Source organism: Chelatococcus caeni (assembly GCF_014196925.1).
GTDB classification, from domain to species: Bacteria; Pseudomonadota; Alphaproteobacteria; order Rhizobiales; family Beijerinckiaceae; genus Chelatococcus_A; species Chelatococcus_A caeni.
In genome coordinates this window covers 1-26,364 of record NZ_JACIEN010000005.1, presented here as the reverse complement: position 1 = coordinate 26,364, position 26,364 = coordinate 1, and the positions used below count along the sequence as shown (strand labels likewise).

Annotated in this window: 18 protein-coding genes; 15 read left to right on the top strand and 3 right to left on the bottom strand. The window is 69.1% G+C overall.

The window, feature by feature from the left end:
- Nucleotides 1-39: 39 nt before the first annotated feature.
- From GGR16_RS18360 to GGR16_RS18350, 3 genes are all read right to left on the bottom strand, one after another.
- Entirely contained in the window at nucleotides 40-417 is a 378-nt protein-coding gene (locus tag GGR16_RS18360) for a c-type cytochrome (RefSeq protein WP_019404485.1), read from the bottom strand.
- A 560-nt stretch (nucleotides 418-977) separates the two neighbouring features.
- Complete coding sequence (locus GGR16_RS18355; RefSeq protein WP_183317777.1) at nucleotides 978-2,240, bottom strand: glycosyltransferase; 1,263 nt, start codon at nucleotides 2,238-2,240, stop codon at nucleotides 978-980.
- A 5-nt stretch (nucleotides 2,241-2,245) separates the two neighbouring features.
- Nucleotides 2,246-2,818, bottom strand: a complete 573-nt coding sequence (locus GGR16_RS18350; RefSeq protein ID WP_245258962.1) for a MarR family transcriptional regulator — start codon at nucleotides 2,816-2,818, stop codon at nucleotides 2,246-2,248.
- A gap of 251 nt (nucleotides 2,819-3,069) precedes the next feature.
- Here GGR16_RS18350 and GGR16_RS18345 point away from each other — a divergent pair, with 251 nt between their 5' ends.
- From GGR16_RS18345 to GGR16_RS18275, 15 genes are all read left to right on the top strand, one after another.
- Entirely contained in the window at nucleotides 3,070-4,833 is a 1,764-nt protein-coding gene (locus GGR16_RS18345; RefSeq protein ID WP_183317551.1) for a type I secretion system permease/ATPase, read from the top strand.
- Entirely contained in the window at nucleotides 4,830-6,239 is a 1,410-nt protein-coding gene (locus GGR16_RS18340; RefSeq protein ID WP_019404481.1) for an HlyD family type I secretion periplasmic adaptor subunit, read from the top strand. The genes GGR16_RS18345 and GGR16_RS18340 overlap by 4 nt, the downstream gene beginning before the upstream one ends.
- Nucleotides 6,240-6,628: 389 nt before the next feature.
- A complete protein-coding gene (locus tag GGR16_RS18335) occupies nucleotides 6,629-7,369 on the top strand; it encodes a calcium-binding protein (protein ID WP_019404480.1) in 741 nt (246 codons plus the stop codon).
- 60 nt (nucleotides 7,370-7,429) lie between these two features.
- Nucleotides 7,430-9,673 carry a glycosyltransferase gene (locus GGR16_RS18330; RefSeq protein WP_183317550.1) on the top strand — a complete coding sequence of 748 codons (2,244 nt, stop codon included), beginning with the start codon at nucleotides 7,430-7,432 and terminating at the stop codon, nucleotides 9,671-9,673.
- Nucleotides 9,670-10,509 carry a class I SAM-dependent methyltransferase gene (locus GGR16_RS18325; RefSeq protein WP_019404478.1) on the top strand — a complete coding sequence of 280 codons (840 nt, stop codon included), beginning with the start codon at nucleotides 9,670-9,672 and terminating at the stop codon, nucleotides 10,507-10,509. The genes GGR16_RS18330 and GGR16_RS18325 overlap by 4 nt, the downstream gene beginning before the upstream one ends.
- Nucleotides 10,506-11,756 carry a glycosyltransferase family 4 protein gene (locus GGR16_RS18320; protein ID WP_183317549.1) on the top strand — a complete coding sequence of 417 codons (1,251 nt, stop codon included), beginning with the start codon at nucleotides 10,506-10,508 and terminating at the stop codon, nucleotides 11,754-11,756. The genes GGR16_RS18325 and GGR16_RS18320 overlap by 4 nt, the downstream gene beginning before the upstream one ends.
- Before the next feature lie 16 nt (nucleotides 11,757-11,772).
- Nucleotides 11,773-12,579, top strand: a complete 807-nt coding sequence (locus tag GGR16_RS18315) for a hypothetical protein (RefSeq protein WP_019404476.1) — start codon at nucleotides 11,773-11,775, stop codon at nucleotides 12,577-12,579.
- A gap of 37 nt (nucleotides 12,580-12,616) precedes the next feature.
- Nucleotides 12,617-14,794: a glycosyltransferase family 2 protein gene (locus GGR16_RS18310; protein ID WP_019404475.1), complete on the top strand. Its 2,178-nt coding sequence runs from the start codon at nucleotides 12,617-12,619 to the stop codon at nucleotides 14,792-14,794.
- A 2-nt stretch (nucleotides 14,795-14,796) separates the two neighbouring features.
- Nucleotides 14,797-16,158 (top strand): glycosyltransferase family 4 protein, encoded by a 1,362-nt coding sequence (locus tag GGR16_RS18305; RefSeq protein WP_183317548.1) that lies wholly within the window; start codon nucleotides 14,797-14,799, stop codon nucleotides 16,156-16,158.
- A gap of 40 nt (nucleotides 16,159-16,198) precedes the next feature.
- Entirely contained in the window at nucleotides 16,199-17,386 is a 1,188-nt protein-coding gene (locus GGR16_RS18300; RefSeq protein ID WP_053194109.1) for a polysaccharide pyruvyl transferase family protein, read from the top strand.
- A gap of 44 nt (nucleotides 17,387-17,430) precedes the next feature.
- Nucleotides 17,431-18,600, top strand: a complete 1,170-nt coding sequence (locus GGR16_RS18295) for a hypothetical protein (RefSeq protein WP_183317547.1) — start codon at nucleotides 17,431-17,433, stop codon at nucleotides 18,598-18,600.
- Between the two features lie 50 nt (nucleotides 18,601-18,650).
- Nucleotides 18,651-19,646 (top strand): UDP-glucose 4-epimerase GalE, encoded by a 996-nt coding sequence (gene galE / locus GGR16_RS18290; RefSeq protein WP_183317546.1) that lies wholly within the window; start codon nucleotides 18,651-18,653, stop codon nucleotides 19,644-19,646.
- Between the two features lie 327 nt (nucleotides 19,647-19,973).
- Entirely contained in the window at nucleotides 19,974-22,820 is a 2,847-nt protein-coding gene (locus tag GGR16_RS18285; protein ID WP_183317545.1) for an EAL domain-containing protein, read from the top strand.
- A 231-nt stretch (nucleotides 22,821-23,051) separates the two neighbouring features.
- Nucleotides 23,052-24,920, top strand: coding sequence for a TRAP transporter large permease (locus GGR16_RS18280; RefSeq protein WP_019404469.1), 1,869 nt, complete (start codon nucleotides 23,052-23,054; stop codon nucleotides 24,918-24,920).
- A gap of 38 nt (nucleotides 24,921-24,958) precedes the next feature.
- Nucleotides 24,959-25,966 (top strand): TRAP transporter substrate-binding protein, encoded by a 1,008-nt coding sequence (locus GGR16_RS18275; RefSeq protein WP_019404468.1) that lies wholly within the window; start codon nucleotides 24,959-24,961, stop codon nucleotides 25,964-25,966.
- Nucleotides 25,967-26,364: the final 398 nt, after the last annotated feature.

The window sequence follows — 26,364 nt, the reverse complement described above, 5'->3', positions numbered from 1 at the left end:
CCTCGCAGGTTCCGTCGGGCGCCCCGAGGCGCCGCGTGGCTAATGCGTCAGCGCGACGGGGGCCTCGTCGAAGCTGTGCAGATAGGCGATGAGGTCCTTGATCTTCTGCTCGTCCTTCACCCCGGCGAAGACCATCTTGGTGCCGGGGATCTTCTCGCGCGGGTTGCGGATGTATTCCGTGAAGGTTTCTTCCGTCCAGGTGATGTCGGCGCCTTTGTTCGCCGCCGAGTATTGGAAACCCTCGACCATGCCGGTCTTGCGCCGGAAGAGGCCGTTGAGCACCGGCCCGACGGCGTTGCGCGCATTGGGGCCAACCTGGTGGCAGGCCTTGCACTGGGCGAAGACGCGCTCGCCGGCGGCCGCGTCCTGGGCCGCCGCGACATCCGAGAGAGCGATCGATGCGCCAAGGGCTGCCAAGAACGTCAGGACCGCACGCGGCAGACCTCGTGCAAGGGCCGAGGCTTCACACCGCCCGGTGGCTCGCCGTGCCATATCCGTCCCTCCCGAACCGTGGTTCGAGACGTCGCAGCCCCCTTGCCGCCGGACATCTACACTGCCGGCAGCATCGAGACCTGCCGCGACCCGTAGGAATAGAAGTATAGACTGAAGAAGCCGGCGAGGACAAACGGTTCGACTACCGCTCTCCCAAGGGGCGCGCCGGAGCCGTGGTGCGGGCGTCTGTCGACAGCGGCCAGCGTGCTGGCGACGCGGTCGGTCTCCCCGCGGGACGTGGCCCTTTCACGAGGTGGCGGACGGCGTGCCGGAAGCGATCCGCACCTCCGCTCCGGGCCGTTGCGAGGGGCGTCGCCCCCTGCACGGTCCCCGAGGCGCAGGTCTGCCAGCGCGGTGCATGGCGTCGCGGCTGTTCTTCGTGGTGATTCCCCAGCGAAGACTACGGGCCGGTGATCGTCGACGAACTGGCACCGACGACGACCTGGCGCGGACTCGGCCGGCGAGAACGGCGAGCGGCTGCTGCCCTACGCTTTCGGATAGCGGCGTGCCTGGGGCTGGCGCGCCACACGGCGCAAGGCCGCCCGTTCCACCAGCGTCTCGATGAGCCGTATCTGGCGGGGCAGGCACTGCTCGAGCGCGAATCGCATCGCCACCGTCGCCCGGGCCGCTGTCCTGAGCGGTGCGAGGGCCCGCCCGCGAGCGAGTGCTGCGACGATGGTCTCGGCCAGCGCCTCCTCGTCGAAGAAATCGACCAGGAGCCCGTTGCGCCCGTGCGCGAGCACTTCCCGCACCGGCGCGGTGGCGGAGCCGATGACGAGGCAGCCGCAGGCCATCGCCTCCAGGAAGGACCACGACAGCACGAAGGGGTAGGTGAGGTAGACGTGCGCCGCCGAGATCTGGAACAGGCGCACGAGCGCCGCATGGGGGATGCGCCCCAGGAAGACGATGCGCTCGGGCGCGAGGCCCGTTTCCTCCATCATCGCTTCCCGCCAGGAGCGGCCATCGTCCCGCGCGCGGCCATAGCTGATGCCGTCGCCCCCGGCGACGACGAAGAGGGCCGTGGGATGGCGCGCGGCGACGCGCGCGGCGGCCCGCATGAACTGGGGAAAACCGCGATAGGGCTCGAGATCCCGTGCGACGAAGGTCACGACGGGGTCGCCCTCGGCGATGACGCGGCCGTCGGGCAGCCGCATCCGTGCGCCGGCCTGCGGGCGACAGAGCGCCATGTCGACGCCGTCGTGGCAGACCGCGATGCGCCGGCGCAGCTCGGCGGGATATTGGTGGCGCTGCCAGCGGGTGGGGCTGAGGCCGGCCTCGATCGCCTCCATGGTGAGGAGCTGCGCCGAATTGCGCATGCGCAGGCGCATGCGGTCCTCGAGCGCGGGCTCTTCACCCGGCGCAAAACCCACGTCGCTGCCCTCGCCGCGGTAGAAGAACTCGCAATAGCCGAGCATCGGCGTGCGCGGCAGCACGTCCTTGGCGAAGAGCAGGCCGCCCCAGCCGATGTGCCCGATGACGATCGCCGGCGGGCCGCTGCGCTGGTTGAGGTTGTCGAGCACCGCGGCGACCTGCGTGCCGGTGCGCACGTGCAGGTCGGTCGCGAGGAGATGACGGTGCGGCGTCGCGGCCCGGTGGCCCTCCGTCATGTAGCGCACGATGGCGATGTGCGAGGGGCGTTGCTCCGCCCGCTCGCAGACAAATGTGATGTCCCACCCCTCGGCCGCCATGCGGTGGACGAGGTGGCCGAACTGCCCCGGGAAGTGCCGGTGGACGAAGACGGCCCGCATCGCCGTCAGGCGATGCGCGCTTCGCCCGACCTCAGGGCGTCGGTCCAAGTGTGCTCGATTCGGCGCAGGGTGCGGAACGTGACCTCGAGGTCACGCAGCTCCGCGTCGTCCCGGACCACCAGCCGGTGGTAGCCTTCGTCGACGCCGCGCACCAGCTCGCAGAGCTGGCGGCCCTTGTCGGACAGGCGGATGCGCGCGGACCGGCGGTCGCGCACCGACGCGCTGCGCTCGACATAGCCGGCTTCGACCAGCCGCTTGAGATTGTAGGAGGCGTTCGAACCCAGGTAGTAGCCGCGGTCGATGAGGTCGCGCACCGACAGGTCGTCCGGCCCGATGGTGAACAGCATCATCACCTGGGCGGGGCTGAGGTCGTCGGCCCCGATTCGCATGAGGTCGACGCGGAACAGGTCGAGATAGCGGCGGTGCAGCCGCTCGATGCAGCGAACCAGCTCGAGGTGCGCCACCGAGCCGGCATCGGCCACCTCCTCCCGGGGCATTGAGCCGGGAAAATAGGCTTTGTGCCCGTTGGTCGGCATGGCTGTCAAAGCGGTCATCTCATTGGCAGTTTTGTGTTCCATGCTGGTTCCCGTCGCATCGCTGCAGTTTTAGATCGATTTTCGAACTATCCTTGCAGCGTTTTCCCAGTTTATTAGACCTGTCCAACCGAGTCGCCGGCGGTCTTTATATCATTATAACGTTACAATGCATGCGATTCTTCCGCGACAGCAAAGTCTTCGTTGCGGAGAGGCATGCGTCGACACATTCTTGCACGAATTTTCGGGCAAAAGTGAGGGAATGGTCGAAGCCATTCGTCCGGAGCGGTATACGCATGAAAAACACCACGAGGCCGGCCAGCGCCGCGGACCTCATCCACCAGGGCCAGAAGACGTTCTTCGTGGGCCTCGTCTATGCCGGCCTTCTCAGCGGCATCATCAACATGCTGCAGCTGATCGTGCCGCTGTTCATGCTTCAGGTGCATGACAGGGTGGTCAACAGCCAGAGTCTCGACACGCTGGTGATGCTCATGATCATCGCCGGCATCGGGCTCGTCCTCTTCGGCGTTCTCGATTACATCCGCTCGCTCACCTTCCAGGTGATGGGCGGAACGTTGGTGCGCCGGCTCAACCTGCCGGTGCTGCAGGCGGCCATCTCGGCCTCCGTGGGCCGGGGTGGCGTGCGCGCCAGCCAGGCGATTCGCGACCTCAACGACATCCGGTCCTTCCTCACCGGCAGCGCGATCGGCGTGCCGCTCGAAGTGATCTGGTGCCCCATCTTCCTTGCCGTGCTGTTCGCCCTGCATCCGCTTTACGGCATCCTCGCCATCATATCGGCGGCGATTCTCGTCGTGCTCAGCCTGGTGTCGGACTTTCTCACCCGGCGCGCCCTGAAGCGCGCCAGCGAATCGTCGGTCGAGAACATCAGCGAGATCAGCGCCAGCCTGCGCCACGCCGAGGCGATCGAGGCGATGGGGATGCTGCCGGCGCTGGCGCGGCGCTGGCGCGGCGCGCAGGTCAGGACGCTCGATCTTCTGGACACGGCCGCGCGCCGGGGGCGGGCCATCCATTCCGTCACCCGCACGTGCCGCTACATGATGCAGATCGCCGTGCTGTCCGTCGGTGCGACGCTCGTCATCGAGCAGGAGGTCAGCCCCGGCTCCATGATCGCGGCCAGCATCATCACGGGCCGCCTGCTGCTGCCTCTCGACACGATGGTGGACGGATGGCGCAGCTGGGTCTTCGCCATCGCAGCCTGGAAGCGGGTGCGGGAGCTCCTGGAGAAGCAGACGCCCGTGCGCGACACGACGCCGACCCCGCGCACCGAGGGCGACCTGCTCGTCGACCGCCTCGTCTATGCGCCGCCCGGATCCGACGTGCCGGTGCTGAAGGGGGTGTCCTTCGCCCTCTCGCCCGGTGAGATCCTCGGCGTGGTCGGGCCGTCCGCTGCCGGCAAGTCGACGCTCGCGCGACTCCTCGTCGGCGTCTTCAAGCCGACCGCCGGCGGCGTCTATCTCGACGGCCACAACGTGTTCCTGTGGGAGCGCGGGTCCTTCGGCGAGATGGTCGGCTACCTGCCGCAGAACGTCTCGCTGCTCGACGGCACCATCCGCGAGAACATCGCCCGCATGGGGGAGGCGGACCCGCGCCGCGTCCTCGAGGCGGCGCGCCTTGCGGACGTGCACGACATGATCGGGCGGCTGCCGCTCGGCTACGACACGCCGCTCGGGGACGGTGGCTTTGCCCTCTCCGGCGGCCAGCGCCAGCGCATCGGCCTTGCCCGCGCCCTCTACGGGGAGCCGCGCCTCATCGTGCTCGACGAGCCCAACGCCAATCTCGACGCCGAAGGCGAGCAGGCGTTGATGCGCGGCATCGTGGCAGCGAAGCAGCGCGGAGCCATCGTCGTGCTCATCGCGCACCGTCCCTCGATCATGCAGGTCGCCGACAAGCTGCTCGTGCTGCAGGACGGCCGCGTCAGCCAGTTCGGTCCTCGCACGTCGATCGTGGCCAGCATCCACCCGGCCGACAAGCCGGCCGCGGCAGTCGCCGAGGGCGGGGGCCGCGTCGCCGCGCTCGCGGGTTCCGGGAGGACGGCATGAAGAAAGACATCGAGATCGTCGCGCCGGAGACGCGCGAGGCCGCGCGTCAGCGGGCCAACGAGCGCCGCCTGGAGGCCGCGCCTGCGCAGAACTGGGCCGAGCGCTACGAGGCGGACGGGCCGCCCACGCCAACGCTGCGCGGTCCTGTCATCGCGGGGCTGGTGGCCGTCTTCCTCGGCCTCGGCAGCTTCGTGGGCTGGGCCTTCTCGGCCCAGCTCGACAGCGCCGCCGTCGCGACGGCGACGGTCATCGTCGATTCGAAGCGCAAGACGGTGAGCCATCTCGAGGGCGGCATCCTCAAGCAGCTGCTGGTCCACGAGGGCGAGACCGTCAAGGCCGGCCAGCCGCTGGTGCGCCTCGACGATACGCGGGCCCGCGCCGATTATGCCGCCCTCGACGCCAAGCGCATCGGCCTCGAGGCGCGCCTCGTGCGCCTGCGGGCGGAACAGGCGCGGTCCGACGACCTCGTCTTCCCCGAGGCCTTCGAGACGTCGCCGAGCCCGATCGCCCGCGAGGTCGTGCGGGCGGAGCGCAACGTCTTCAGGGCGCGCCGCGAGATGTTCGACCGGAAGGTCGACATCCAGAGGAAAACCATCGAGCAGCAGGAGGCGGAGCTCGCCGCGATCCGTGCCCAGACCGAGGCCAACACCCGCCAGCGGGAGCTGCTGGACCGTGAGTTGCAGGCGATCGCGACCCTGGTCGAGAAGGGCTATGCGCCCCGTCCGCGCCTGACCGAGCTGCAGACGCGCGAGAGCGAGCTTGCCGGGCGCGCCGGAGAGCTCGTGGCCCGCAAGGCCAAGGCCGAGCAGGCCAAGGCCGCGGCCGAGCTGGAGATCCTGTCGCTCGAGACGGATTTCCAGCAGCAGGTGGCGGCCGACCTGCAGCAGGCGCAGCTCGAGCTCGCCGACACGACGGAGCGCATGCATTCCGCCAAGGACGTGCTGGAGCGCGTCGCGGTGCTGGCGCCCGAGGACGGGATCGTCACCGACATCCGCATGCGCACTCCCGGCGGCGTCATCGCCGCGGGCCAGGCGATCCTCGATCTCGTGCCCGATCAGGAGCGGCTCATCGTCGAGGCGAAGGTCAGCCTGCGCGACATCGATTCCGTGCATGTCGGGGCGCCGGTGCGGGTGCGCCTCCTCGCCTACAACCACCGCAGCCAGGCGCCGCTCGACGGTCGCCTCATCTATCTGTCGGCCGACCAGCAGGTCGACGAACGCAATCAGGCCGCCTTCTATGTCGTACGTGCGGAGATCCTGCCGGAGAGCCTCGCGGCCAATCCGTCGGTGCGGCTCTATCCCGGCATGCCGGCGGAGATCCTCGTCATCAACAAGCCGCGGCTCGCCGTCGACTATCTCCTGGCGCCGATCACCGAGAGCTTCAACCGCGCCTTCCGCGAAGAATAGCCGGCATCGGAGCCGGCAGCGTTCCGGTGGCTGCGTTGCCACGGAAGCGCTGCCGTCCCGCGGCATCGCGGCGCCTGATCATCGCGCTCGGCTATCGCGCTGGAACAGCGCCGGTTTTTGCTGCACTGCATCATTTGGTTCGATTTTCGAACTTTTTTCCCAGCAAAGTGCAGCATTAATATATGAAAATGACTTGCTGGTTTGATGACGATATTATGGCAATACCAGAACCATTGCATGAACTATTATTTTATGACTTCACACTGGCAGAAAGCGCTACTATAGTCCCGCCGTCAAATGCTGTTGTGCGCTGCACACTGCACATGGAGACGAGCCGGCAAGGCCGGGCTGGATGTCCGCTCTCCGGCGAACCAACGAAGGAGACAGCTATGGCGACTCTCGAAGGTGGCGCCTTCGACGACACCCTCTTCGGCACACGGGGCGCAGATGTGATCTGGGGCCACGGCGGCGATGACCTGATCTTCGGCGGCCAGGGCGACGACGTCCTGTTCGGCGGCGAGGGTGACGACACCCTCTTCGGCGGCCAGGGCGACGATGTCCTGTTCGGCGGCGAGGGCGACGACCTGTTGTTCGGCGGCCAGGGTGACGACATCCTGCAGGGGGGTGCAGGCAACGACATCCTGTTTGGCGGTCAGGGCAACGACATCCTGCAGGGCGGCGCCGGGGATGACATCCTCGACGGCGGCCGGGGTGACGACATCCTGCAGGGCGGTGCCGGGGATGACATCCTGCGCGGTGGCCAGGGTGACGACATCCTGCAGGGTGGTGACGGCAACGACGTCCTCATCGGCGGTCAGGGCAACGACATCCTGCAGGGCGGTGCCGGTGACGACATCCTTCAGGGTGGCGCCGGCAACGACGTCTTCGTCTTCACCGGCGGCGGCGGCAACGATGTCGTGCTCGACTTCAAGGTCGGCGAAGATGTCCTGCAGATCTCGAAGGACATCAACGGCACGGGCATCCAGTCGGCCGACGATCTCGTCGACCGCGTGCAGCAGGCCGGTGCCAACACCATCATCGACCTCGGCAACGGCGACACCATCACCCTTGTCAATACGGACGCCGAGAGCGTCCAGCAGAACCCGGGCGACTACTTCACCGTCCACTGACAATGAGGGGCGTCGCGGCCGGTCTCGGCTGCGGCGCCCCCGCCGATGCGGGGTGAACGGATGGCGTTGCTTGATGTCGACGAAAGGGTTGCCGAGGCTACAGAGGCCGGGCATCCGCGGGTTTTCCTCCTCGATCGGGAGGTGCTTCTGCTCGCATGGGATGTGGCGCAGGCGGTGGATGCCGTGGTGCCGCTGTCCGTCGCGGGCGGCCTGTCGATCGCACCGACGGCCTCGCTGCGCCTGACGCTGGCCGAGGGCGGCACGCGCCTTCTGTGGGCCCTGCGCCGGCCGGCCGGCATGCCGCTGAATATCTCCCTGTCCGCGGGCGCGCCCGGCGAGCGCGTGGACATCGCGATCGGCGCGCAGGAGGCGGTTGCCCCGGCCGATGCGGCGAGCCTGCTGGGTGGCCTCGACGCCGCGGGCCGCATCGCGCTTCTGTCCGCGCTGCTCAATCTCTGGCCGTCGCTGTTCCGGCTGCGACGCAGCCGCGCCTATCTGCGGCTGCTGCGCTCGCTGCTGCAGGCGATGGCGCCCAATCCGCCGGCCGCCGTCATCCTGGCGCGCGCCGCCGATGATTCCGTCCTCGTCGAGACGATGCTGGCCGCCGGCTTCGGCCGGATCGATGCCACCTACGTCCTCAGCGACAGGGGGCTCTCAAAGCTGGAGGGCACGCCGCATTGCGCGCCCTTGCGGCGGGACGGCCGCCAGAGCGTGCATTGGCTGGCCGGCGACGCGCTCTCCGGGCCGGGAGCCTTCATCGTGCTGACCGGGCCCGACGGCATGAGCGTGCGCGCGCTGACGCAGGCAGGTGCGCAGCCGCCGACGATGGTGCGCTGGCTGCGCGAGAAGGCCCAGGGCGCGCCCGGCCTGCGCGAGCATCTCCTGCGCGAGCTCTCGGCGCGGTCCGCGGCGGGGCAGGCCATGGCGCTCGAGGCGCAGCTGCGCGCGCCGCTGCAGCCGCGGCGCGTCACGGGCGGGGGCGCCACGCCGTCGGCCGAGATCGCCACCGCGCTGGCCACGGCCTCCGGCACGCTCGTCACCGGCTGGTACCGCGACCCGAGCGAGCTCGTCGCCGGCATCGAGACGGTGACGGGAGACGGACCGCAGGATCTGACACCGGGCCTTCACCGCTTCCCCGTCGACGTCGACGGGCCGGGCGAGGATATCCGCCTGCGCGCCACCGGCTTCGTGGTGCGGGCGCCCGCCTTCCCCGGCGCCGTGCCGCTGCTGCAGCCGCGCTTCCGGCTGCGCCTCAAGTCGGGTGCCTTCCACGATCTCGTGCCCGCCCCGCAGCCGGTCGATCCGGCCGAGCGCCGCGCGGCCGCCCTGCGGGCCGTGCCGCCGCAGTATGTCGACGAGGCGGTTCTGGCCGGCACCATCGCGCCCATTATCGCCCGCCTCCACGCCGAAGCGCGCGGCCGGGTCGGCGAACCATCCGCGGTGATGATCGGGCGCCCCCTGGCGCGGCCCCGGGTGTCGGTCGTCGTGCCGCTCTATCGCGTGCTCGACTTCCTGCGCTTCCAGATCGCCGCCTTCGCGGCCGATGCGTGGTTCCGCGACCATGCGGAGCTGATCTACGTGCTCGATTCGCCCGAGCAGGCGCGGGACGTGGAGCATCTCCTCACCGGGCTGCATCTCGTCTATGCGCTGCCGGTGAAGCTCGTGGTCATGGCGCGCAACGCGGGCTTTGCCCGGGCCTGCAACGCGGGCGCCGCCGAGGCGCGTGGCCCGGTCCTCGCCATGGTCAATTCGGACGTGGTGCCGACCGCACCGGGCTGGTTGCCGGCGCTGGTGAAGCGCCTCGACGGGCGCCGCGGCATCGGCGCCGTCGGGCCGAAGCTGCTCTTCGAGGACGGCTCGCTGCAGCATGCGGGCATGTATTTCTCGCAGGACCACCGCGGCCGCTGGCTGAACCAGCATTTCCACAAGGGCATGCCGCGCGACTATGCGCCGGCCTGCAAGGAGCGCGTCGTGCCGGCCGTGACCGGCGCCTGCCTCGTCCTGCCGCGTGCCCTGTTCGCCGAGGTCGGCGGCTTCACCGAGGACTACGTCATCGGCGATTACGAGGACAGCGACCTGTGCCTCAAGATCACTGCGCGCGGGCGGCGCATCCTCTATGCGCCGTCGGTCGAGCTCTACCACCTCGAACGCAAGTCGATGAAGGAGAGCGCCGACTACATGCGCGGCATCGCCTGGCAATACAACTGCGCCCTCCATGCGGCGCGCTGGGGCGATCTCATCACCGACATCATGGAATCCCCCGGCGGCCGCCGGCGCCGGCGGGAGAGGAGCCTTTGTGCATGACAGCCCAATCCGTCCACCGCATTCCCCCGCGCGATGCCTCGCCGCTCACGGCGGCCGAGGAGGCGCGCCTGGCCTGGCTCTCCGAGTCGGTGCTCAACAACCGCTTCCTGCCCGCGCCGCCGCCCGAGAACGTCTTCGTCGGCGACGGTGACTACCGCGCCATCGGCGCCGAGTTCCTCGGCCATTTCGTCCGCCTCGGCGGGCTGAAGCCGTCCGACAGGGTGCTCGACATCGGCTGCGGCATCGGCCGCATGGCCGTGCCGCTGACGCAATATCTCGACAGCGACGCCGTCTACGAGGGCATCGACCCCGTGGGCGAGGGCATCGCCTGGTGCACGCAGACGATCACGCCCGTCTATCCCAATTTCCGCTTCTGCCGCCTCGACGTGGCGCACCCGCTCTACAACCCGGAGGGGCCGCTCGCCGGCGAGGACGTGGTGCTGCCCTTCTCGGACGGCAGCTTCGATTTTGCCGCCATGGTGTCGGTGGCGACGCACCTGCCGCTTGGCGAGATCGCGGCCTACATGCGCGAGGTCGCGCGCCTGCTCGCGCCGGGCGGGCGCCTGTTCCTCACCGCCTTCATCGTCACGCCGGGCGACCACGCGCGGGACGGCGCCCGCCCGCGCTTCGAGCGCGGCGAGGCTGCCGGCACGTGGGTGGCCGATCCGGAGGCGCCGCTCGGGGCCATCGGCTTCGATTCCGGCCTCGTCGAGGATGCGGTCGAGGCCATGGGCCTGCGCATCGAGCGCGTGAGCCTCGGCCACTGGCGCGGCGGCACGGACGCGCCGCACTACCAGGACGTCATCGTGGCGAAGAGCCCGGGGGTGCCCGCATGAAGGTGCTCGTCGTCGCGCACAATCATCCCGACTTCCATCCCGGCGGCACGGAGATCTTCGCGCACGACCTGTTCCTGAGTCTGAAGGAGCGGGGGCTCGAATCTCTGTTCCTGGCCGCCACCAACCGCATCCACCGCGACCCGCGGCCGGGCACGGCCTTCCAGGGCCTGCCCGGGGCCAGCGACGAGGTGGTGCTGTGGAGCGGCCATTTCGACCGCTTCTACATGAGCCAGACCGATACCTATGGTGTCGTGCCGGACCTCAAGGGCCTCATCGAGAGCTTCCGGCCGGACGTGGTGCACATCCACCACCTCCTGCTCGTCGGCGTCGAGTTCATCGCCCTCGTGCGGCGCCTGCTGCCCGAGACGCGCATCGTCGTGACGCTGCACGACTATTATCCGATCTGCGCGCATGACGGGCTGATGGTGCGCACGAAGGGACGCGAGCGCTGCGACGCGGCCTCGCCGCACCGGTGCCACGGCTGCTTCCCCGAGATCGGCGCCGACCGCTTCCTGCTGCGCGAACGGCACCTGAAGACGCATTTTTCGCAAGTCGACCTGTTCATCGCGCCGAGCCGCTTCCTCAAGGAGCGCTACGTCGCGTGGGGGCTGCCGTCCGGCGCGATCGAGGTGGTCGCGAACGGCCGGCCGGCGGTGCCGGCTGCCGCCCATCGCTCCTCCCCCGACGGGCGGCGGCCGGTTTTCGGCTATTTCGGCAACTTCAACCCGTGGAAGGGCGTCACCGTGCTGCTGAAGGCGGCGGCGCGGCTCACGGACCTCGATGGCTTCGCGCTGCGCCTGCATGGCGGGGCGCCGTTCCAGGCCGAGCAATTCGTGGCGGAGGTCGACGAGCTCGCCGCCGCCGCGGAGCCGCAGGCGGTGCGGCTCGGCCCCTATCGCCGCGACGAGCTGCCGGCCCTGATGGCGGCCGTCGACTGGGTGGTGATGCCCTCGATCTGGTGGGAGAACGCCCCCCTCGTCATCCAGGAGGCCTTCCGTCACCGCCGCCCGGTCATCGCGAGCGGCATCGGCGGCATGGCCGAAATGGTACGCGACGGCGTCGACGGCCTGCTCGTGCGGCCGGACGATCCGTCCGCGCTCGCCTCGGCAATGCGCGATGCGGCCGAAACCCCGGGCCTCTGGGAAAAACTCGTCGAGGGCATCGTCGCGCCGCCGGATATCGGCGAGGTCGCGGACCGGCACATCGCCCTCTACAGCCGCGGCGGCCGCATGGCCGACGCCGCCTGAACGAGGAGAACGCCTCATGACTGCTGCGCAAGCAACGACCGAACGGCCGGCGCCCCAGCCGGCAAATCCTCCGGCGGCGCCCGCAGAAGCGGCCGCCAATCTGGCCGCGGACATCAACGGCCGCATGGATGCCATCGAGGGCGCGCGCCTCTTCGGCTGGGTGTGGGACCGCAACCGCCCGCTGGAGCGGTTGCAGATCAAGGTGCTCATCGCCGGGCGCCAGGTGCTGTCGACCGTGGCCGACAAGCCGCGGGTCGACCTGCGCCGCAACGGCGTCGGCGACGGCGCCCATGCCTTCGAGGTCGAGTTGCCGGAATTCGTCCTGCACCATGCCGACCAGCTGTCCATCATCGCCACCTCGCCCTCGACGGGCCAGGAGGTGGCGCTGCGCATGCCGTCGCAGGACGAGCGCGCGGCCGAGGCGGCGATGAACACGCCGCTCGGCCGGGTGCTGGACCAGCTCGACGTGCTGATCGCGGCCCAGCGCCGCTCGCAGATCATCCAGCGCGAGGCGGCCGAGGCGCTGCGGATGACGGCCGAGCAGGTGGAGAAGATGTCCTCCAACGAGGAGGGCATCGGCGCCGCTGTCGAACTGGTGCGCGCGAGCCAGGCCGAGCTGACGCGCCGCGTGTCGGACATCGAGGTGTTCCTCATGCGCTTCGACCGCACGCTCGCCGATTTCGAGGAGCGCATCCGCGACCTGACGCACACGGCCGACCGGCCCATGCGTCGCGCGGTGACGCTGCTCGGCGCGCTCAGCCTCGTGGCCGCCGCGTCGTCGATCGCGGCGCTGCTCGTCCTCGTCGGGAGGATGGGCGTGTGAGGCAGGTGCGGGACGTTCGATCAGGGGGAGAGGCTCAGTGACCGACCAGGCGAACCTGCCCATCGACGGCGAGACGGCGCTCGCCGCGCCCATCGGCGAGGAGTTCGTGCTCGTCCTCGGCGTGGCCGATGCCATGCCGCCGACGCTGCAGGTGCTGCTCAACGGCGACCCGGCGATGTGCATGGAGGCGACGGTCGTCTCCTGGCGCCGGCCCGGCGCGCCGTCGGACGCCGCGGTCGGCTTCGTGGCCGCCATACCGCTGCAGATCAACGGGCGCCTGCGCCTCGGCTCCGTCGTCATGCGGCGGGCCGGCCGGCCGGCGCGCTTCACGCTGATGCGGCGCGCGCTGCCCCTGCCGCGGCTGCTCCACCTCATGGCCGGCGATGCGGGAGACGCCTTCGCCGAGGCCGTCGACGGGCTCATCCAGGCGCTGATGGCGGGCAAGGGCAGCCAGCGGCGCCTCGCTGCGGCGCTCAACATGCTGCAGGTCGCGGCGCGCAACGACGGTTTCGTCGAGGTGATGGGCGCCCTCGACACGGGCGAGATCTATCTGCAGGGATGGTCCACCGAGCTGCCGGCGGATGCGACGCGCCTGCTCGTCTCGCACGAGGGCTTCCTCGTCGGCGATTTCGTCGCCGCCACGGTGCCGCGCGAGGACCTCGGCGAGAACGGCCGCGGCTTCGTCGGCCTGCTCGACCCGGGCAAGGTCCCCGTCGAGGCGGATGCCTTCGAGCGCCTGTTCTTCCGAGGTGCGGAGGGCTGGCGCTCGCTCGACATCTACGACCGGCGCGTGCTGCTCGCCTCTACCGACGTGCCCGCGCACATCCGTGACGTGCTGCCGCGCGCCGAGGCGAGTCCGGAGACGCTGCGGCAGCTGCGCCGTGCGGCGCAGCGCTTCGATGGCCGTGACACCGTCTCGGCGCTGCAGAAGCCGATCCGCCTCGGTATGGACATGGTGGCGGAAGTGCCGGGCGGCGGCATGCTCGTCTCCGGCTGGATGCTCGATCCTGACGGGCTCGTCGACACCATCGCCCTGCGCTGCGGCACCATGGCCGAGGGCATCAACGGCACCTGGACGCGCCTGCCGCGACCGGACGTGACGCACGCCTTCCAGAACGATCCGCTGTTTGCCGGGCGCGTCGATCCCTCACGCCACGACCACGGCTTCCTCGCCTTCGTGCCCGGCGTGTCGGCGAGCGACGACGCCCCGACCTATTTCGAGCTGACGATCGACGAGGACACGATCGCCTTCTATCCGCTGACGGTCACGCGCGGCCTGTCGCGCCGGGCGCTCGAGCGCCTGATGTCGGCGCTCGATCCGCACACCGCGACCGCCTCGGTCGCCATCGAGCGCCACATCGGGCCGATGCTGCAGGCCATGGAGCGGCCCGCGCCGCGGGTCGTCGAGACGCGCGACTTCGGCTTCGACGAGGCGGCGCCGCTGGCGCTCGTCGTCGGCGCCGCCGGCGAGCCGGAGGAGGCGGCGGTCGCCCTCTCCCTGTTGGCGCTAGACCCCGAGACGCGCAACGTGCCGATCGTCCTGTCCGTGCCCATCGGCCATGCCGACCGTGTCGGAGCCGACGCGCAGCGTCTCGCCGGCTTCTACGGGCTGCGCCTCCGGCTCGTCGTTGCGGAGGGCATCGAGGACATGTGCGACGCCTTCGAGGCGGCCGTAGGCGCCACGAGCGCCGAGACGCTCGCCTTCCTCTCCGCCTCGGTGCTGCCGCGCGAGGCCGGCTGGCTGTCGCGCATGGAGCGCGCCTATCGGGCCCGCGGCGGCAAGGTGCTCGTCAGCCCCACCATCGTCTTCGAGGACGATTCCATCCGCTTCGCGGGAACGTGGCTCGAGACCGAGGATGGCGAGCGGCGGCTGAGCGACCGCTACATCGGCTATCCGCGCGACGTGGTGCGCAATGCCGAGCCGAGCGACGTCGTCGCCGGCACGGTCGCCTGCTGCCTCCTGCCGCGCGCCGCCATGGAGGCCGCCGGCGGCTTCAACCGTTCCTATCTCGGCGCCACGGAAAAGGGACGCGATCTGTGCCTGCAGCTCAAGCTCGCCGGCACGCCGTCCATGTGGCTGCCGGAGGTCGAGATGATCGCCGCGGAAGAGAACGCCGGCGCCATTGCGACACCGTGGCAGAAGCTCGCCCAGCGTGCCGACCGCTGGAGCTTCAACCGCCGCTGGTCGCTCCTTGTCGCCAACATGCGGGGGTGAAGATGACCGATCGTTCGAGATCCGACCGCCAGACGCCGCGCGCCGCGAACCATCCGCTGCGCGTGCTCGTCGTCTCGCATGGCCACCCGAGCTTCTCGCTCGGCGGCGCCGAGATTGCGTCCTACAACCTGCACAAGGGGCTCAACCGCATCGACGGCGTCGGCTCGCGCTATCTCGCCCGCGTCGGCCACCCGGTCGCGCGCCACGGCGCGACGGCGCTCCTGAGCCTGCGCCAGAAACAGGGCGAGATCCTGTACCACGCCGACGAATACGACCACTTCCTGCTGTCGAACCGCAATACGGAGGAGATCGAGCGCGACCTCCTGCGGGTGGTGCGCGACCTGAAGCCGGACGTGGTGCATTTCCACCACTTCATCGGCCTCGGCCTCGAATGCCTCTATGCCGTGCGGCAGGCACTGCCCGAGACGCTGATCATCGTGACCTTCCACGAGTTCCTCTCCATCTGCCACCACCACGGGCAGATGGTGAAGACCGGCGGCGCCAAGCTCTGCAACCGCGCTTCGCCGGCGGATTGCAACGCCTGCTTCCCCGACATCTCGCCGGCCCGCTTCCTGCGCCGGGAGCATTTCGTGCGCGGCCTCCTCGACGTCGCGGACCATTTCGTCTCGCCGAGCCGCTTCCTCGTCGAGCGCTATGTCGACTGGGGGCTCGACGCCTCGCGCTTCACGGTCATCGAGAACGGGCTCGACATCGCCGAGCCGGCGCCGCCGCGACCGCTGCCGCCCGGCGGGCGGCGCTGCCGCTTCGCCTATTTCGGCCAGATCACGTCCTTCAAGGGCGTCGACGTATTGCTCGACGCGGTCGGGCGCATCCCCGAGGCGGTGTGGGGCGAGGATGCCCAGCTGATGATCTTCGGCGGCAACCTCGAGCGCCAGCCCAAGCCCTTCCAGGAGAAGATCGAGGCGCTGATCGAGCGGGCCGGCCCGCGCGTGCGCTTCTACGGCGCCTACCAGAACAGCGAGATGCCGCGCCTGATGCGCTCCATCGACTGGACGATCATCCCCTCCATCTGGTGGGAGAACTCGCCCATCGTCATCCAGGAATCGTTCTTTCACGGCCGCCCGCTCATCTCGAGCAACATCGGCGGCATGGCCGAGAAGATCACCGACGGCGTCGACGGCCTGCACTTCCGCGTCGGCTCGTCGGAGGACCTCGTCGACCGCATGGTCGAGGCGCTGACGGACGAGACCCTCTGGGACCGGCTGCGCGCGGGCATCACCCGCCCCATCGACTACGAGGAGTGCGCGCAGCGCCACCTCGATCTCTACAACGCCGTCGCGGCGGAGCGCGCCGCGACTCGGGCCACCGCCGAGGTGCCCTCGGCGGCGGCGCGCAGCGCCTGAATTGTCCATCGTAACGCCACAGGTGAAAGGGAGAGGTCCTATGGCAAGAATTCTCGTGATGATCCCCTCGGGAGAGGTCTACGATCACGATTGCGTCCGCTGGTACCGCTACAAGGACGTCCAGGCGCACATCAACCACTATCACAACATCGGCGACGCCTTCGTCTTCGATTCCTCGCTGAAGCTTCTCAACTACGAGAAGCTCGACGTGCTGCAGATCGCCAATCCGAACCTCGACGACATCGACCGCATCAACCGGGAATACGACTACGTCTTCCTGCGCGGCTCCAACTACGTGCACAAGGACATGAAGTGGAGCCGCACGCTCGAGGTGCTGCAGCGGCTGAAGATCCCGGTCATCGCCTTCGGCATCGGCGCGCAGGCGCCGGTCAAGGGCAAGATCGAACTGTCCGACGAGACGAAGACCGTGCTGCGCATGATGGCGGATTCCACCACCTCCATCGGCGTGCGGGGTGCCTATTCGGCGCAGGTGCTGTGGGACATCGGCATCCGCAACGTGCGCATCGTCGGCTGCCCCACGGCCTTCCGCCGCAACGACCCGAACCTGGCGATCACCTTGCCGCCGCTGGAGAAGGTGAAATACGCCGGCATCACCATGCGCCGTGAGGTCTCGCCGGCCTATGCGCAGGACATCAAGCGCTATCTCACCTTCCACCGCGACCTCGTGAAGTCGCTGGCCCAGCGCTTCGACGTGGTGCTGATGGCCCAGGGCGAGGTCGAGGAAAAGAAGATCGTCTTCGGCACGCCCGAGCAGAAGGAAGAGGCCTTCGAGGCGCTGCGGGCCAACAAGTGGGTCTCCGAGTGGTATCTCGACGAGGTGATGGAGAAGCTGCATCGCGAGCGGCTGTTCTATTCCGACGTCGTCGCCGACTACGAGGCGCTGGTGCAGCAGAAGGACATCGTCCTCGGCTACCGGCTGCACGGCAACCTGATGGCGCTGTCGAACGGCACCCCGTCCATCTATTTCACCTATGACAGCCGCACGGTGGAATTCGCCGAGACGTACCAGATCCCCAGCTTCGACGTCTTCTCGGGCAAGGACTTCGTGCTCGAGGAATACTGGGACCAGTCGCTCTTCGACAAGTTCAACCGGGCCTATCATCACACCTACCGCGAGATGCGCCAGTTCCTCGTCGAGAACGGCGCCGATACCAAGATGGTCGACGTCATGCAGAAGGCGCCGGAGCCGGCGCGCAAGGTGGCGTGATGGCGGTTAGCGCGAGGGGGGCTGCCACCGCTGTCGTTGCAGGAGTGCTCGCGGGTGCGATCGCGACCGGGCTCACGCCTGGCGCGGCCCGCGCCCAGACCTCCGGCGGCTATTCCCTCGCGCCGACGGGGCCGGTCGAGACCGTGTTCGACTGGTCCCGCGACGCCTGCGTCAAGAGCCACGTGCCGGATGCCCCGGCGCGTGCCTTCCGCAACGTGGACGGCGAGGTGCGGCTGATCATCAGCCACAACGACAACCGCGCGCTGCTCGGCCCCAGCCTCGATGCGGTGGTGCCGAGCTGCGCGGTGATCTACGAGGCCAACCGCTCGCCGAAGCTCGCGGCCTTCGACGACCTCAGCTGGATCAGCAGCGTCTACACGGGCGACGGGCGCACGGTCTATGCGCTGGCCCATACGGAGCTGCGCGGCGAGCGCACGCCGGGCCAGTGCCCGGCCGGCAAGTACAGCGCCTGCCTGCTCAACACCGTCACCGGGCTCGTCTCGCGTGACGGCGGCCGCAGCTTCCGGCCGGAGGGGGAGGGCGGCCCGCCCGTGGTGGCAACCTTGCCCTACGACTTCCCGACCGACCGCCAGGCGCGCGTCGGCTACGCCAATCCGACCAACATCATCAAGCGCGACGGCTGGTACTACGCCTTCATCTTCGCCGACGGCTACCGGGCGCAGAAGCGCGGCGCCTGCCTCATCCGGACGAAGAACCTCGGCGATCCAGCATCCTGGCGGGCGTGGAACGGGCGCGACTTCTCCGCCCGCTTCGTCGATCCCTTCCGCGACGAGGTGACCGATGCCGACGCGCACACCTGCACGCCGGTGGCGACGCGCATCATCGGCCGCATGATCGGCGGGCTCGTCACGCTGCGCGACAGCGGCGAGGTGATGGCGGTGTTCGGCGACAAGCGCAAGATGCCGGACGGCAGCGTGGCCGAGGGCTTCTTCACCTCCACCTCGCGCGATCTCATCGAATGGAGCGAGCCGCGGCTCGTCATGGCGGCGGAGCTCCTGTGGGACAAGTCGTGCGACGAACGGCACGCCTATTTCTACCCCTCGCTCATCGACCCCGGTGCGAAGACCTTTTCCTACGAGGATTTCGGCGAGCGCGGCTATCTCTATCTCACGCGTTATCAACTCAGAAACTGCAAGGTCACGTGGGACCGGGATCTCGTCCGCGTGCCGGTGGAACTGAAGCGCGGCGGCTGATAAGGCCGGGCAGGACACATGCAACGACGGATGATCTCAAGGGGGCGGCGATGACGGTTCTGGTGACGGGCGGTGCGGGCTATATCGGCAGCCACATGGTGCTCGCCCTGCGCGATGCCGGGCGCGAGGTCGTGGTCCTCGACAACCTGAGCACCGGCTTTCGCTGGGCGGTGCACCCCGAGGCGGCCGTCGTCGAGGGCGACTGCGGCGACGAGGCTCTCCTCGGCAAGGTGATCCGCGAGCACGGCGTTGATGCCATCGTGCATTTCGCCGGCTCCATCGTGGTGCCGGATTCGGTCGCCGACCCGCTCGGCTACTATCTCAACAATACGGTCAGGTCGCGCGCGCTCATCGCCGCGGCGGTGGCGAACGGCGTGCCGCGCTTCCTCTTCTCCTCGACCGCCGCCGTCTACGGCGATGCGAAGGAGAGCCCGATCGTCGAGACGGCGCCGCTCGATCCGGTCTCGCCCTACGGCACGTCGAAGCTGATGACCGAGATGATGCTGCGCGACACGGCGCGGGCGCATCCGCTGAAATATGTCGCCCTGCGCTATTTCAATGTCGCCGGCGCCGACCCTGCCGGCCGCTCCGGCCAGTCGAGCCCGCGTGCGACCCACCTCATCAAGGTCGCGACGCAGGCCGCGCTCGGCGAGCGCACGCATCTCGACGTCTTCGGCACCGATTATCCGACGCCGGACGGCACCTGCCTGCGCGACTACATCCATGTCAGCGACCTGGCGCGGGCCCATGTCCTCGCCCTCGACCATCTGGCCGCAGGCGGCGAGAGCGCCGTCTTCAACTGCGGCTACGGGCGCGGCTATTCGGTGCTCGAGGTCATCGAGGCGGTCAAGCGCGTCTCCGGCGTCGATTTTCCGGTCAACCATGCACCGCGCCGGGCGGGCGATCCCGCCGCACTCGTCGCCGGTGCCGGGCGCATCCGCGAGACGCTCGGCTGGAAGCCGGAGCTCGACGACCTCGACACCATCGTGGCCCACGCGCTTGCCTGGGAGCGCAACCTTGCCGCGCGGCGGCAGGCCGCGGAATAGCAGGAAGAGCCGCATCGCCGGCCGGGCGCATCGCTTCCGGCGGCCCTCGCAACCCAAGGCCGCGAGCGCCTCACCGGGGCGGGCGACAGACTTAAGTGTTGCTTCACGTTTTTCCTGCTGACCTAATGCCTAATTCGAGGGCAGCCGGCGTGACGATCATGCGCCGGCCTCGCCTTCGGCGGGAGGGAAGGGTCGGCCGTCCGGGAGCGGTGAGCCCCGGGCCGGCCGGTGCGGTGAGACGTCGAGATGCCGAGAAGGAAACGCCGCGTCGCGCGGCGGGCGCCATCCGCGAGCAATGCCTGGTCGGCTCCCCGCCTCAGGCGGCAGGTGAGCGACCTTTCCCGGCGGTTCGACCGGATCATCAACGGCACGCCGCAGATGCTCTGGATGAGCCGCGCCGACGGCTCCCGGGACATCTTCAACAAGGCCTGGCACGACTTCGTCGGTGTTCCGCCCGGCACGATCACGTCGGACAACTGGACGGGATGGCTCCACCCGGACGACCGTATCCTGGCCGAGCGGGCGTGGCGGCAGGCCATGTGTGCGCAGGACGGATACGAGATCGACTACCGCCTCTGGCATCATTCCGGCGCTTATCGATGGGTGACGGCCCGCGGCGCCCCGACATACGACGCCGACGGCCGGTTGGAGGGGTGGCTCGGGACGACCATCGATGTCGACGATCGCAAGACGGCGGAGCTCCTGCTGGCGCTGAATGCCCAGCGCTACCGTGCGCTTCACGAGACGAGCGCGATGGTCCTGTGGATCGCCTCGCCGGACGGGCGCGTGACCGAGCAATGGGGCTGGGCGTCCCTCTCGGCGCAGCAGGGCGACGATTTCCGCGATTGGGGCTGGCTCGCGGCGGTCCATCCGGAGGACCGCCCGCGGATCGTGGCGCGCTGGCAGACCGCGCTTGCCGACGGGTCGGCCTATGACGGCTCTTTCCGGGTGCTGACGCGCGGCGGCGACTACCGGTGGGTCGAGGCACGCGCCGTGCCCGTGCGCGACGGCGGTGGTGAGATCCGCGAGTGGGTGGGCAAGCTGTCCGACATCCACGAGCGCGTGGAGGCGCAGGAAACCCTGCGCGCCAGCGAGGAGCGGCTGCGCCTCGCCGTCGAGAGCACCGCCCTCGGCATCTGGGACGCCGATTTCGTCACCGGCCGCCGCGAGTGGAATGCGCAGGCGCGTGCCATTCTGGGCCTTCCCGACGATGCGCCGGTCGACCGCGATTCCTTCCGCGCGCGTGTCCACCCGGACGATCGCGACGACGTCGAGCGGCGCTTCTTCATCGCTAGTCCGGCCGACGGCTCCGTCTATCGCGGCGAATACCGCATCCTGCGGGCCGATACGGGCGAGGAGCGATGGGTCGCAGCAACCGGGCGCACTCTCGTCGACGAGCAGGGGCGGCCGGTCCGCAAGATCGGCACGGTTCGCGACATCACGGAGCGAAAGAGATCGCTGCACGCGCTCAGCAACAGCGAGCGCCGCCTCAGGCTGGCGCTGCAGGCGGCGCGGATGATCGCCTGGGAACAGGATCTGGCGACGGGTTTCGTCACCCGCAGCGAGAATGCCGCCGGCCTGTTGGGGATCGGCTCCGGGCCGGTCGAGGAGATCCTGGCCTGCATTCATCCCCAGGACCGGCAGCTGAGGCGTGATTTCCTGCGCTCGCCGGATTGTGGCGACACGATCGAGATCCGCTACCTGCGGCCCGACGGGCAGCGCCTCTGGCTCGCCATCCGCGGTGAACGGGTGGGGGAGGACCGGCTGGTCGGCGTGACCTTCGACATCACGGCGCAGAAGCAGGCGGAGGAGGAGGCCTGGCGCATGGCCAGCCTCGACGGTCTGACGGGTCTCAGCAACCGCGCCTCGTTTCAGGAGACGCTGGAGCACATCTGCGCCAATACGGCCGGCGAGGCCTCGGCCTTCAGCCTGCTTCTCGTCGACCTCGATCACTTCAAGGACGTGAACGACACGCTCGGTCACGATGCCGGCGACCAGCTCCTCATGGAGGTCGGCGCCCGCCTGCGCCGGACGGCCCGTGCCGGGGACGTGGTGGCGCGTTTCGGCGGCGACGAATTCGCCGTTCTCGTGCGCGAGCCCCCTGCGGCCGGCTGTGCCGAGAAGCTGGCCGAGCGCATCCGCACGACCCTCCTCGAGCCCTTCGCGACCCGCGGGCGGACCTTCGCGACGCGGGCCAGCATCGGCATCGCGACCTTTCCCGACGACGGGGCGAGCGCCAAGGATCTCCTGAAGAGCGCGGACATCGCGCTCTATCGCGCGAAGGCCGAAGGCCGCAATCGCTTCGTCACCTATACGCCGGTCCTGCGCGCGGCGGTGGAGGAGCGCATCGCCCTTGTCGAGGACGTGCGGCGCGGGCTCAGGGCGCGCGAGATCGTGCCCTACTACCAGCCCAAGGTCTGCCTCGCCTCCGGGCGGATCGTCGGTTTCGAGGCACTGGCGCGGTGGAGCCATCCGGGCCGCGGGCTGCTGACCCCGGCGTCGTTCGGCGTCGCATTCGAGGACCAGGAACTGTCGCGCGCCCTCGGCGAGCAGGTCCTCGACCGCGTCACGGCGGACATGCGCCGCTGGCTCGATCAGGGCCTCGCCCCGGTCCAGGTCGCGGTCAATGTCTCACCGGCCGAGTTCAGCGACCGCCGCCTCGCATGTTCGATCATGGACATGCTCGCGAGGCGGGGAATACCGGCCCGGTCGATCGAGGTGGAGATCACGGAGGCGGTCTTCCTCGACCAGATGCTGGCCGATGCGGCGGCGACGCTGGAGGAGCTCCACGCGGCGGGCTTCTCCATCGCCCTCGACGACTTCGGCACCGGCTACGCCTCCCTCAGCCATCTCAAGCGCTTTCCGATCAACCACATCAAGATCGACAAGAGCTTCATCCACGAGATCGAGCGCAACGAGGACGACGAGGCGATCGTCTCGGCGGTGATCCATCTCGGCCATCGCATGAAGATGCAGATCACCGCCGAAGGCGTCGAAACGCTCAGCCAGGCCGTCCGTCTGCACGAACTCGGCTGCGACAATGCGCAAGGCCATCTCTATGCCACCGCGATGAGCGCTTCGGACGCGGCGGCCTTTCTGGCGCGCTTGCCTCAGGAGGAGGGCCGGGCCGTGCCGGCGCACCGCGGGCCGGCCGCACTCGCGGGCGGCGGCTGATCGGGAGGCGATCGGTGCTCGCAGGCGCCACGGCCGCGGGCCGCGAGGTACTTGGGCGCTCAACAGTCCACGATGCGGACCTGTCAAATTGCGGTGTCGATGTTGCCTGCCTCACCATTCCATGCGATGACTGCTCTCCCACGCCACGAAAAATCATAATGTGGACCTGAGCGCAGGCTCGCCGCACTGCGGTGGGCACGGGCCGGTGAGGAAACGGGAGGAGCGCGCAGGATGGCTGCCGCGGACAACGACGCTTTGGTGCTCGAGACGCCGTCGGAGGTCGTCGATGCGCGGCCGGGCTCGCGCCTGATGTGGCCGGTCGAGTTCGCGGCATCGGTCCTGCTCGTCGCCGTCATCGGCCTTCTCCTGACCGGCGTCGTGTCGCGCTATGTCCTGTCGTTGCCGATCGTGTGGATCGACGAGGCGGCGTCGATCTCCTTCCTCTGGCTCGCCATGCTCGGCGCCGCGATCGCCATCGACCGCAACGAGCACCTGCGTCTGACGCTCTTCCTCGGTCTCCTGCCGGAAAAGACCCGTGCCTTCGTCAACACGCTGGCGCTGGTCGTCGTCGCCACCGTGCTCATGGCGCTCATCATGCCGGCGGTCGAATATGTCGAGGAGGAGTGGTACGTCACCTCGGCCGCGCTCAACATCCCCATGAGCTTCCGCGCCTCGGCCCTCGTCGTCGGGCTCGTGCTGATGTTCGTGCTCGCGGTCGGCCATGCGGTGCGGGGCTCGACGCTGCCGCACCTTGTCGGCGCCATGGCGCTCGTCGCCGCGCTCGGGCTGCTCGCCTGGTATTTCTCGCCGTTCTTCCTGTCGCTCGGCTATCTCAACATCCTCATCTTCCTCGTCTGCATCGTCGCCCTGTGCCTCCTTGCCGGCGTGCCGATCGCCTTCTGCTTCGGCATGGGGACGATCGCCTTCATCCTCTTCAGCACCCATGTGCCGGTCATCGTGCTGGTCGGGCGCATCGACGAGGGCATGTCGAGCCTCATCCTCCTGTCGGTGCCGGTCTTCGTGCTGCTCGGCTGCGTGCTCGACGCCACCGGCATGGGCAAGGCGATCGTCGAGTTCATGGCCTCGCTGCTCGGCCACGTGAAGGCCGGCATGTCCTATGTCCTGCTCGGCTCGCTCTTCCTCGTCTCGGGCATCTCGGGCTCCAAGGTGTCCGACATGGCGACGGTGGCGCCGGCGCTGTTTCCGGAGATGAAGCGCCGCGGCCACAAGCCGCGCGAGATGATCGCGCTGCTCGCCACGGGCGCTGCCATGGCGGACACGGTGCCGCCCTCGATCGTGCTCATCGTGCTCGGCTCGGTGGCGGGCGTGTCCATCGCGGGGCTGTTCACGAGCGGCTTCGTCATCGCCATGGTGCTGCTCGTCGTGCTCGCCGTCCTGGCGCGCATCAAGGCGGCCCGCGAGAACATGGAGGGGGTCCGGCGCGCGCCGCTCGCCGTCGTGGGCAAGGCGCTCGTCGTCGCGGCGCCCGCACTCGTCCTGCCCTTCCTCATCCGCGGCGCGGTGGGCGGCGGCGTCGCGACGGCCACCGAGGTCTCCACCATCGCGGTGCTCTATGCCATCGTCATCGGCATCGTGCTCTATGGCGGCATCAGCCTGCGCAAGTTCTACAGCATGCTGGTGGAGACGGCGGCGCTGTCGGGGGCCATCCTGCTCATCCTCGGCACGGCCTCGGCCATGGCCTGGGCGTTGACCCAGACCGGCTTCGCCAACCAGCTCGCCGGCTACATGACAAACCTGCCGGGCGGCTGGTTCTCCTTCATGCTTGTCAGCATCGCTGTCTTCCTCGTGCTCGGCTGCGTGCTCGAGGGGCTGCCGGCGATCGTGCTGATGGCGCCGATCATGTTCCCCATCGCGGCAAGGCTCGGCATCAACGACATCCACTATTCCATGGTCGTGGTGACGGCGATGAACATCGGCCTGATGGCGCCGCCCATCGGCATCGGCTTCTACATCGCCTGCAAGATCGGCGACGTCTCGCCGGACGAGGCCATGTCGGCGATCTGGCCCTATCTCGGCGCGCTCGTCGTCGGGCTCCTGCTGATCGCGGCCATTCCGGCGCTGTCGACGGCTTACCTTTAAAAAACGAGAAAAAGCTCAATCAGGAAGGAAACGACCCCATGAAGATCTCTCGTCGCACGATGCTCGCGGGCACCGCTTCGGTCGCCTTTGCCGGCTCTTTGAAATATGCCGGCGCCCAGACCGCCGAGTTCAACTACAAATACGCCAACAACCTGCCCGTCTCGCACCCGATGAACGTGCGCGCGCAGGAGGCGGTCGAGAAGATCCGCGAGGAGACGAGCGGTCGCGTCGCGATCCAGATCTTCCCCAGCAACCAGCTCGGCGCCGACACGGACATGCTGAGCCAGGTGCGCTCGGGCGGCGTCGAGTTCTTCACGCTCTCGCCGCTCATCCTCTCGACGCTGGTGCCCAATGCCTCGATCAGCGGCATCGGCTTCGCCTTCCCCAACTACGACGCCGTGTGGGCGGCGATGGACGGCGATCTCGGCAAATATGTCCGCGGCGAGATCGAGAAGGCCAACCTCGTCGTCATGGACAAGATCTGGGACAACGGCTTCCGCCAGATCACGAGCTCGACCGGGCCCATCAACACGGCCGACGACCTCAAGGGCTTCAAGATCCGCGTGCCGGTGAGCCCGCTGTGGACCTCGATGTTCAAGGCCTTCGAATCCGCCCCCGCGAGCATCAACTTCGCCGAGGTCTATTCCGCCCTGCAGACCAAGATCGTCGACGGGCAGGAGAACCCGCTCGCCATCATCTCGACGGCCAAGCTCTACGAGGTGCAGCAGTACTGCTCGCTCACCAACCACATGTGGGACGGCTTCTGGTTCCTCGCCAACCGGCGCGCCTGGCAGCGCATGCCCGAGGATGTGCGCGCCATCGTCGCCAAGAACCTCAACGAGGCTGCGGTGAAGGAGCGCGAGGACGTCGCCAAGCTCAACGCCTCGGTGCAGGAGGACCTCATCGCCAAGGGCATGAAGTTCAACCAGCCCGCGCCCGATTCCTTCCGCGCCAAGCTGCGCGACGCCGGCTTCTATGCCGAGTGGAAGGGCAAGTACGGCGACGAGGCCTGGGCGATCCTCGAGAAGGCGATCGCCCCGGCGTAACCGGCCTGGAGCAGGTCGGCTCCCGGACAGCAGGCTCTCGTCGTCCCTCGAGGGGAGGCTGGCTTCTCCCTCCCCCCGCTTGCGGTGGGGAGGGTCGGGGTGGGGGGAGGTGCCGCAGGCAGGCGGCAGAAGTCGTTCTGGGGGGGCGGAGGGGGGGGGGGGGGGGCCCCCCCCCCCCCCCCCCCCCCCCCCCCCGGGGGGGGGGGGCCCCCCCCCCCCGGCGGGGGGGGGGGGGGGGGGGGGGGGGGGGGCCCCCCGGTGCCGCAGGCAGGCGGCAGAAGTCGTTCTGGGGGGGCGGATGTCCCCCCACCCCTAGCCCCTCCCCGCCGCAAGCGGGGGGAGGGGAAGAGCTGCGCCGGTCCGCGTCGTGCTCGTCGCGGCGGGCTGGCAATGGCGAA

Bases quoted from the DNA above. Each gene is read 5' to 3' on its own strand.
- GGR16_RS18355 (WP_183317777.1), bottom strand. From the start codon at position 2,240: ATGCGGGCCGTCTTCGTCCACCGGCACTTCCCGGGGCAGTTCGGCCAC.
- GGR16_RS18350 (WP_245258962.1), bottom strand. From the start codon at position 2,818: ATGGAACACAAAACTGCCAATGAGATGACCGCTTTGACAGCCATGCCG.
- GGR16_RS18345 (WP_183317551.1), top strand. From the start codon at position 3,070: ATGAAAAACACCACGAGGCCGGCCAGCGCCGCGGACCTCATCCACCAG.
- GGR16_RS18340 (WP_019404481.1), top strand. From the start codon at position 4,830: ATGAAGAAAGACATCGAGATCGTCGCGCCGGAGACGCGCGAGGCCGCG.
- GGR16_RS18335 (WP_019404480.1), top strand. From the start codon at position 6,629: ATGGCGACTCTCGAAGGTGGCGCCTTCGACGACACCCTCTTCGGCACA.
- GGR16_RS18330 (WP_183317550.1), top strand. From the start codon at position 7,430: ATGGCGTTGCTTGATGTCGACGAAAGGGTTGCCGAGGCTACAGAGGCC.
- GGR16_RS18325 (WP_019404478.1), top strand. From the start codon at position 9,670: ATGACAGCCCAATCCGTCCACCGCATTCCCCCGCGCGATGCCTCGCCG.
- GGR16_RS18320 (WP_183317549.1), top strand. From the start codon at position 10,506: ATGAAGGTGCTCGTCGTCGCGCACAATCATCCCGACTTCCATCCCGGC.
- GGR16_RS18315 (WP_019404476.1), top strand. From the start codon at position 11,773: ATGACTGCTGCGCAAGCAACGACCGAACGGCCGGCGCCCCAGCCGGCA.
- GGR16_RS18305 (WP_183317548.1), top strand. From the start codon at position 14,797: ATGACCGATCGTTCGAGATCCGACCGCCAGACGCCGCGCGCCGCGAAC.
- GGR16_RS18300 (WP_053194109.1), top strand. From the start codon at position 16,199: ATGGCAAGAATTCTCGTGATGATCCCCTCGGGAGAGGTCTACGATCAC.
- galE (WP_183317546.1), top strand. From the start codon at position 18,651: ATGACGGTTCTGGTGACGGGCGGTGCGGGCTATATCGGCAGCCACATG.
- GGR16_RS18280 (WP_019404469.1), top strand. From the start codon at position 23,052: ATGGCTGCCGCGGACAACGACGCTTTGGTGCTCGAGACGCCGTCGGAG.
- GGR16_RS18275 (WP_019404468.1), top strand. From the start codon at position 24,959: ATGAAGATCTCTCGTCGCACGATGCTCGCGGGCACCGCTTCGGTCGCC.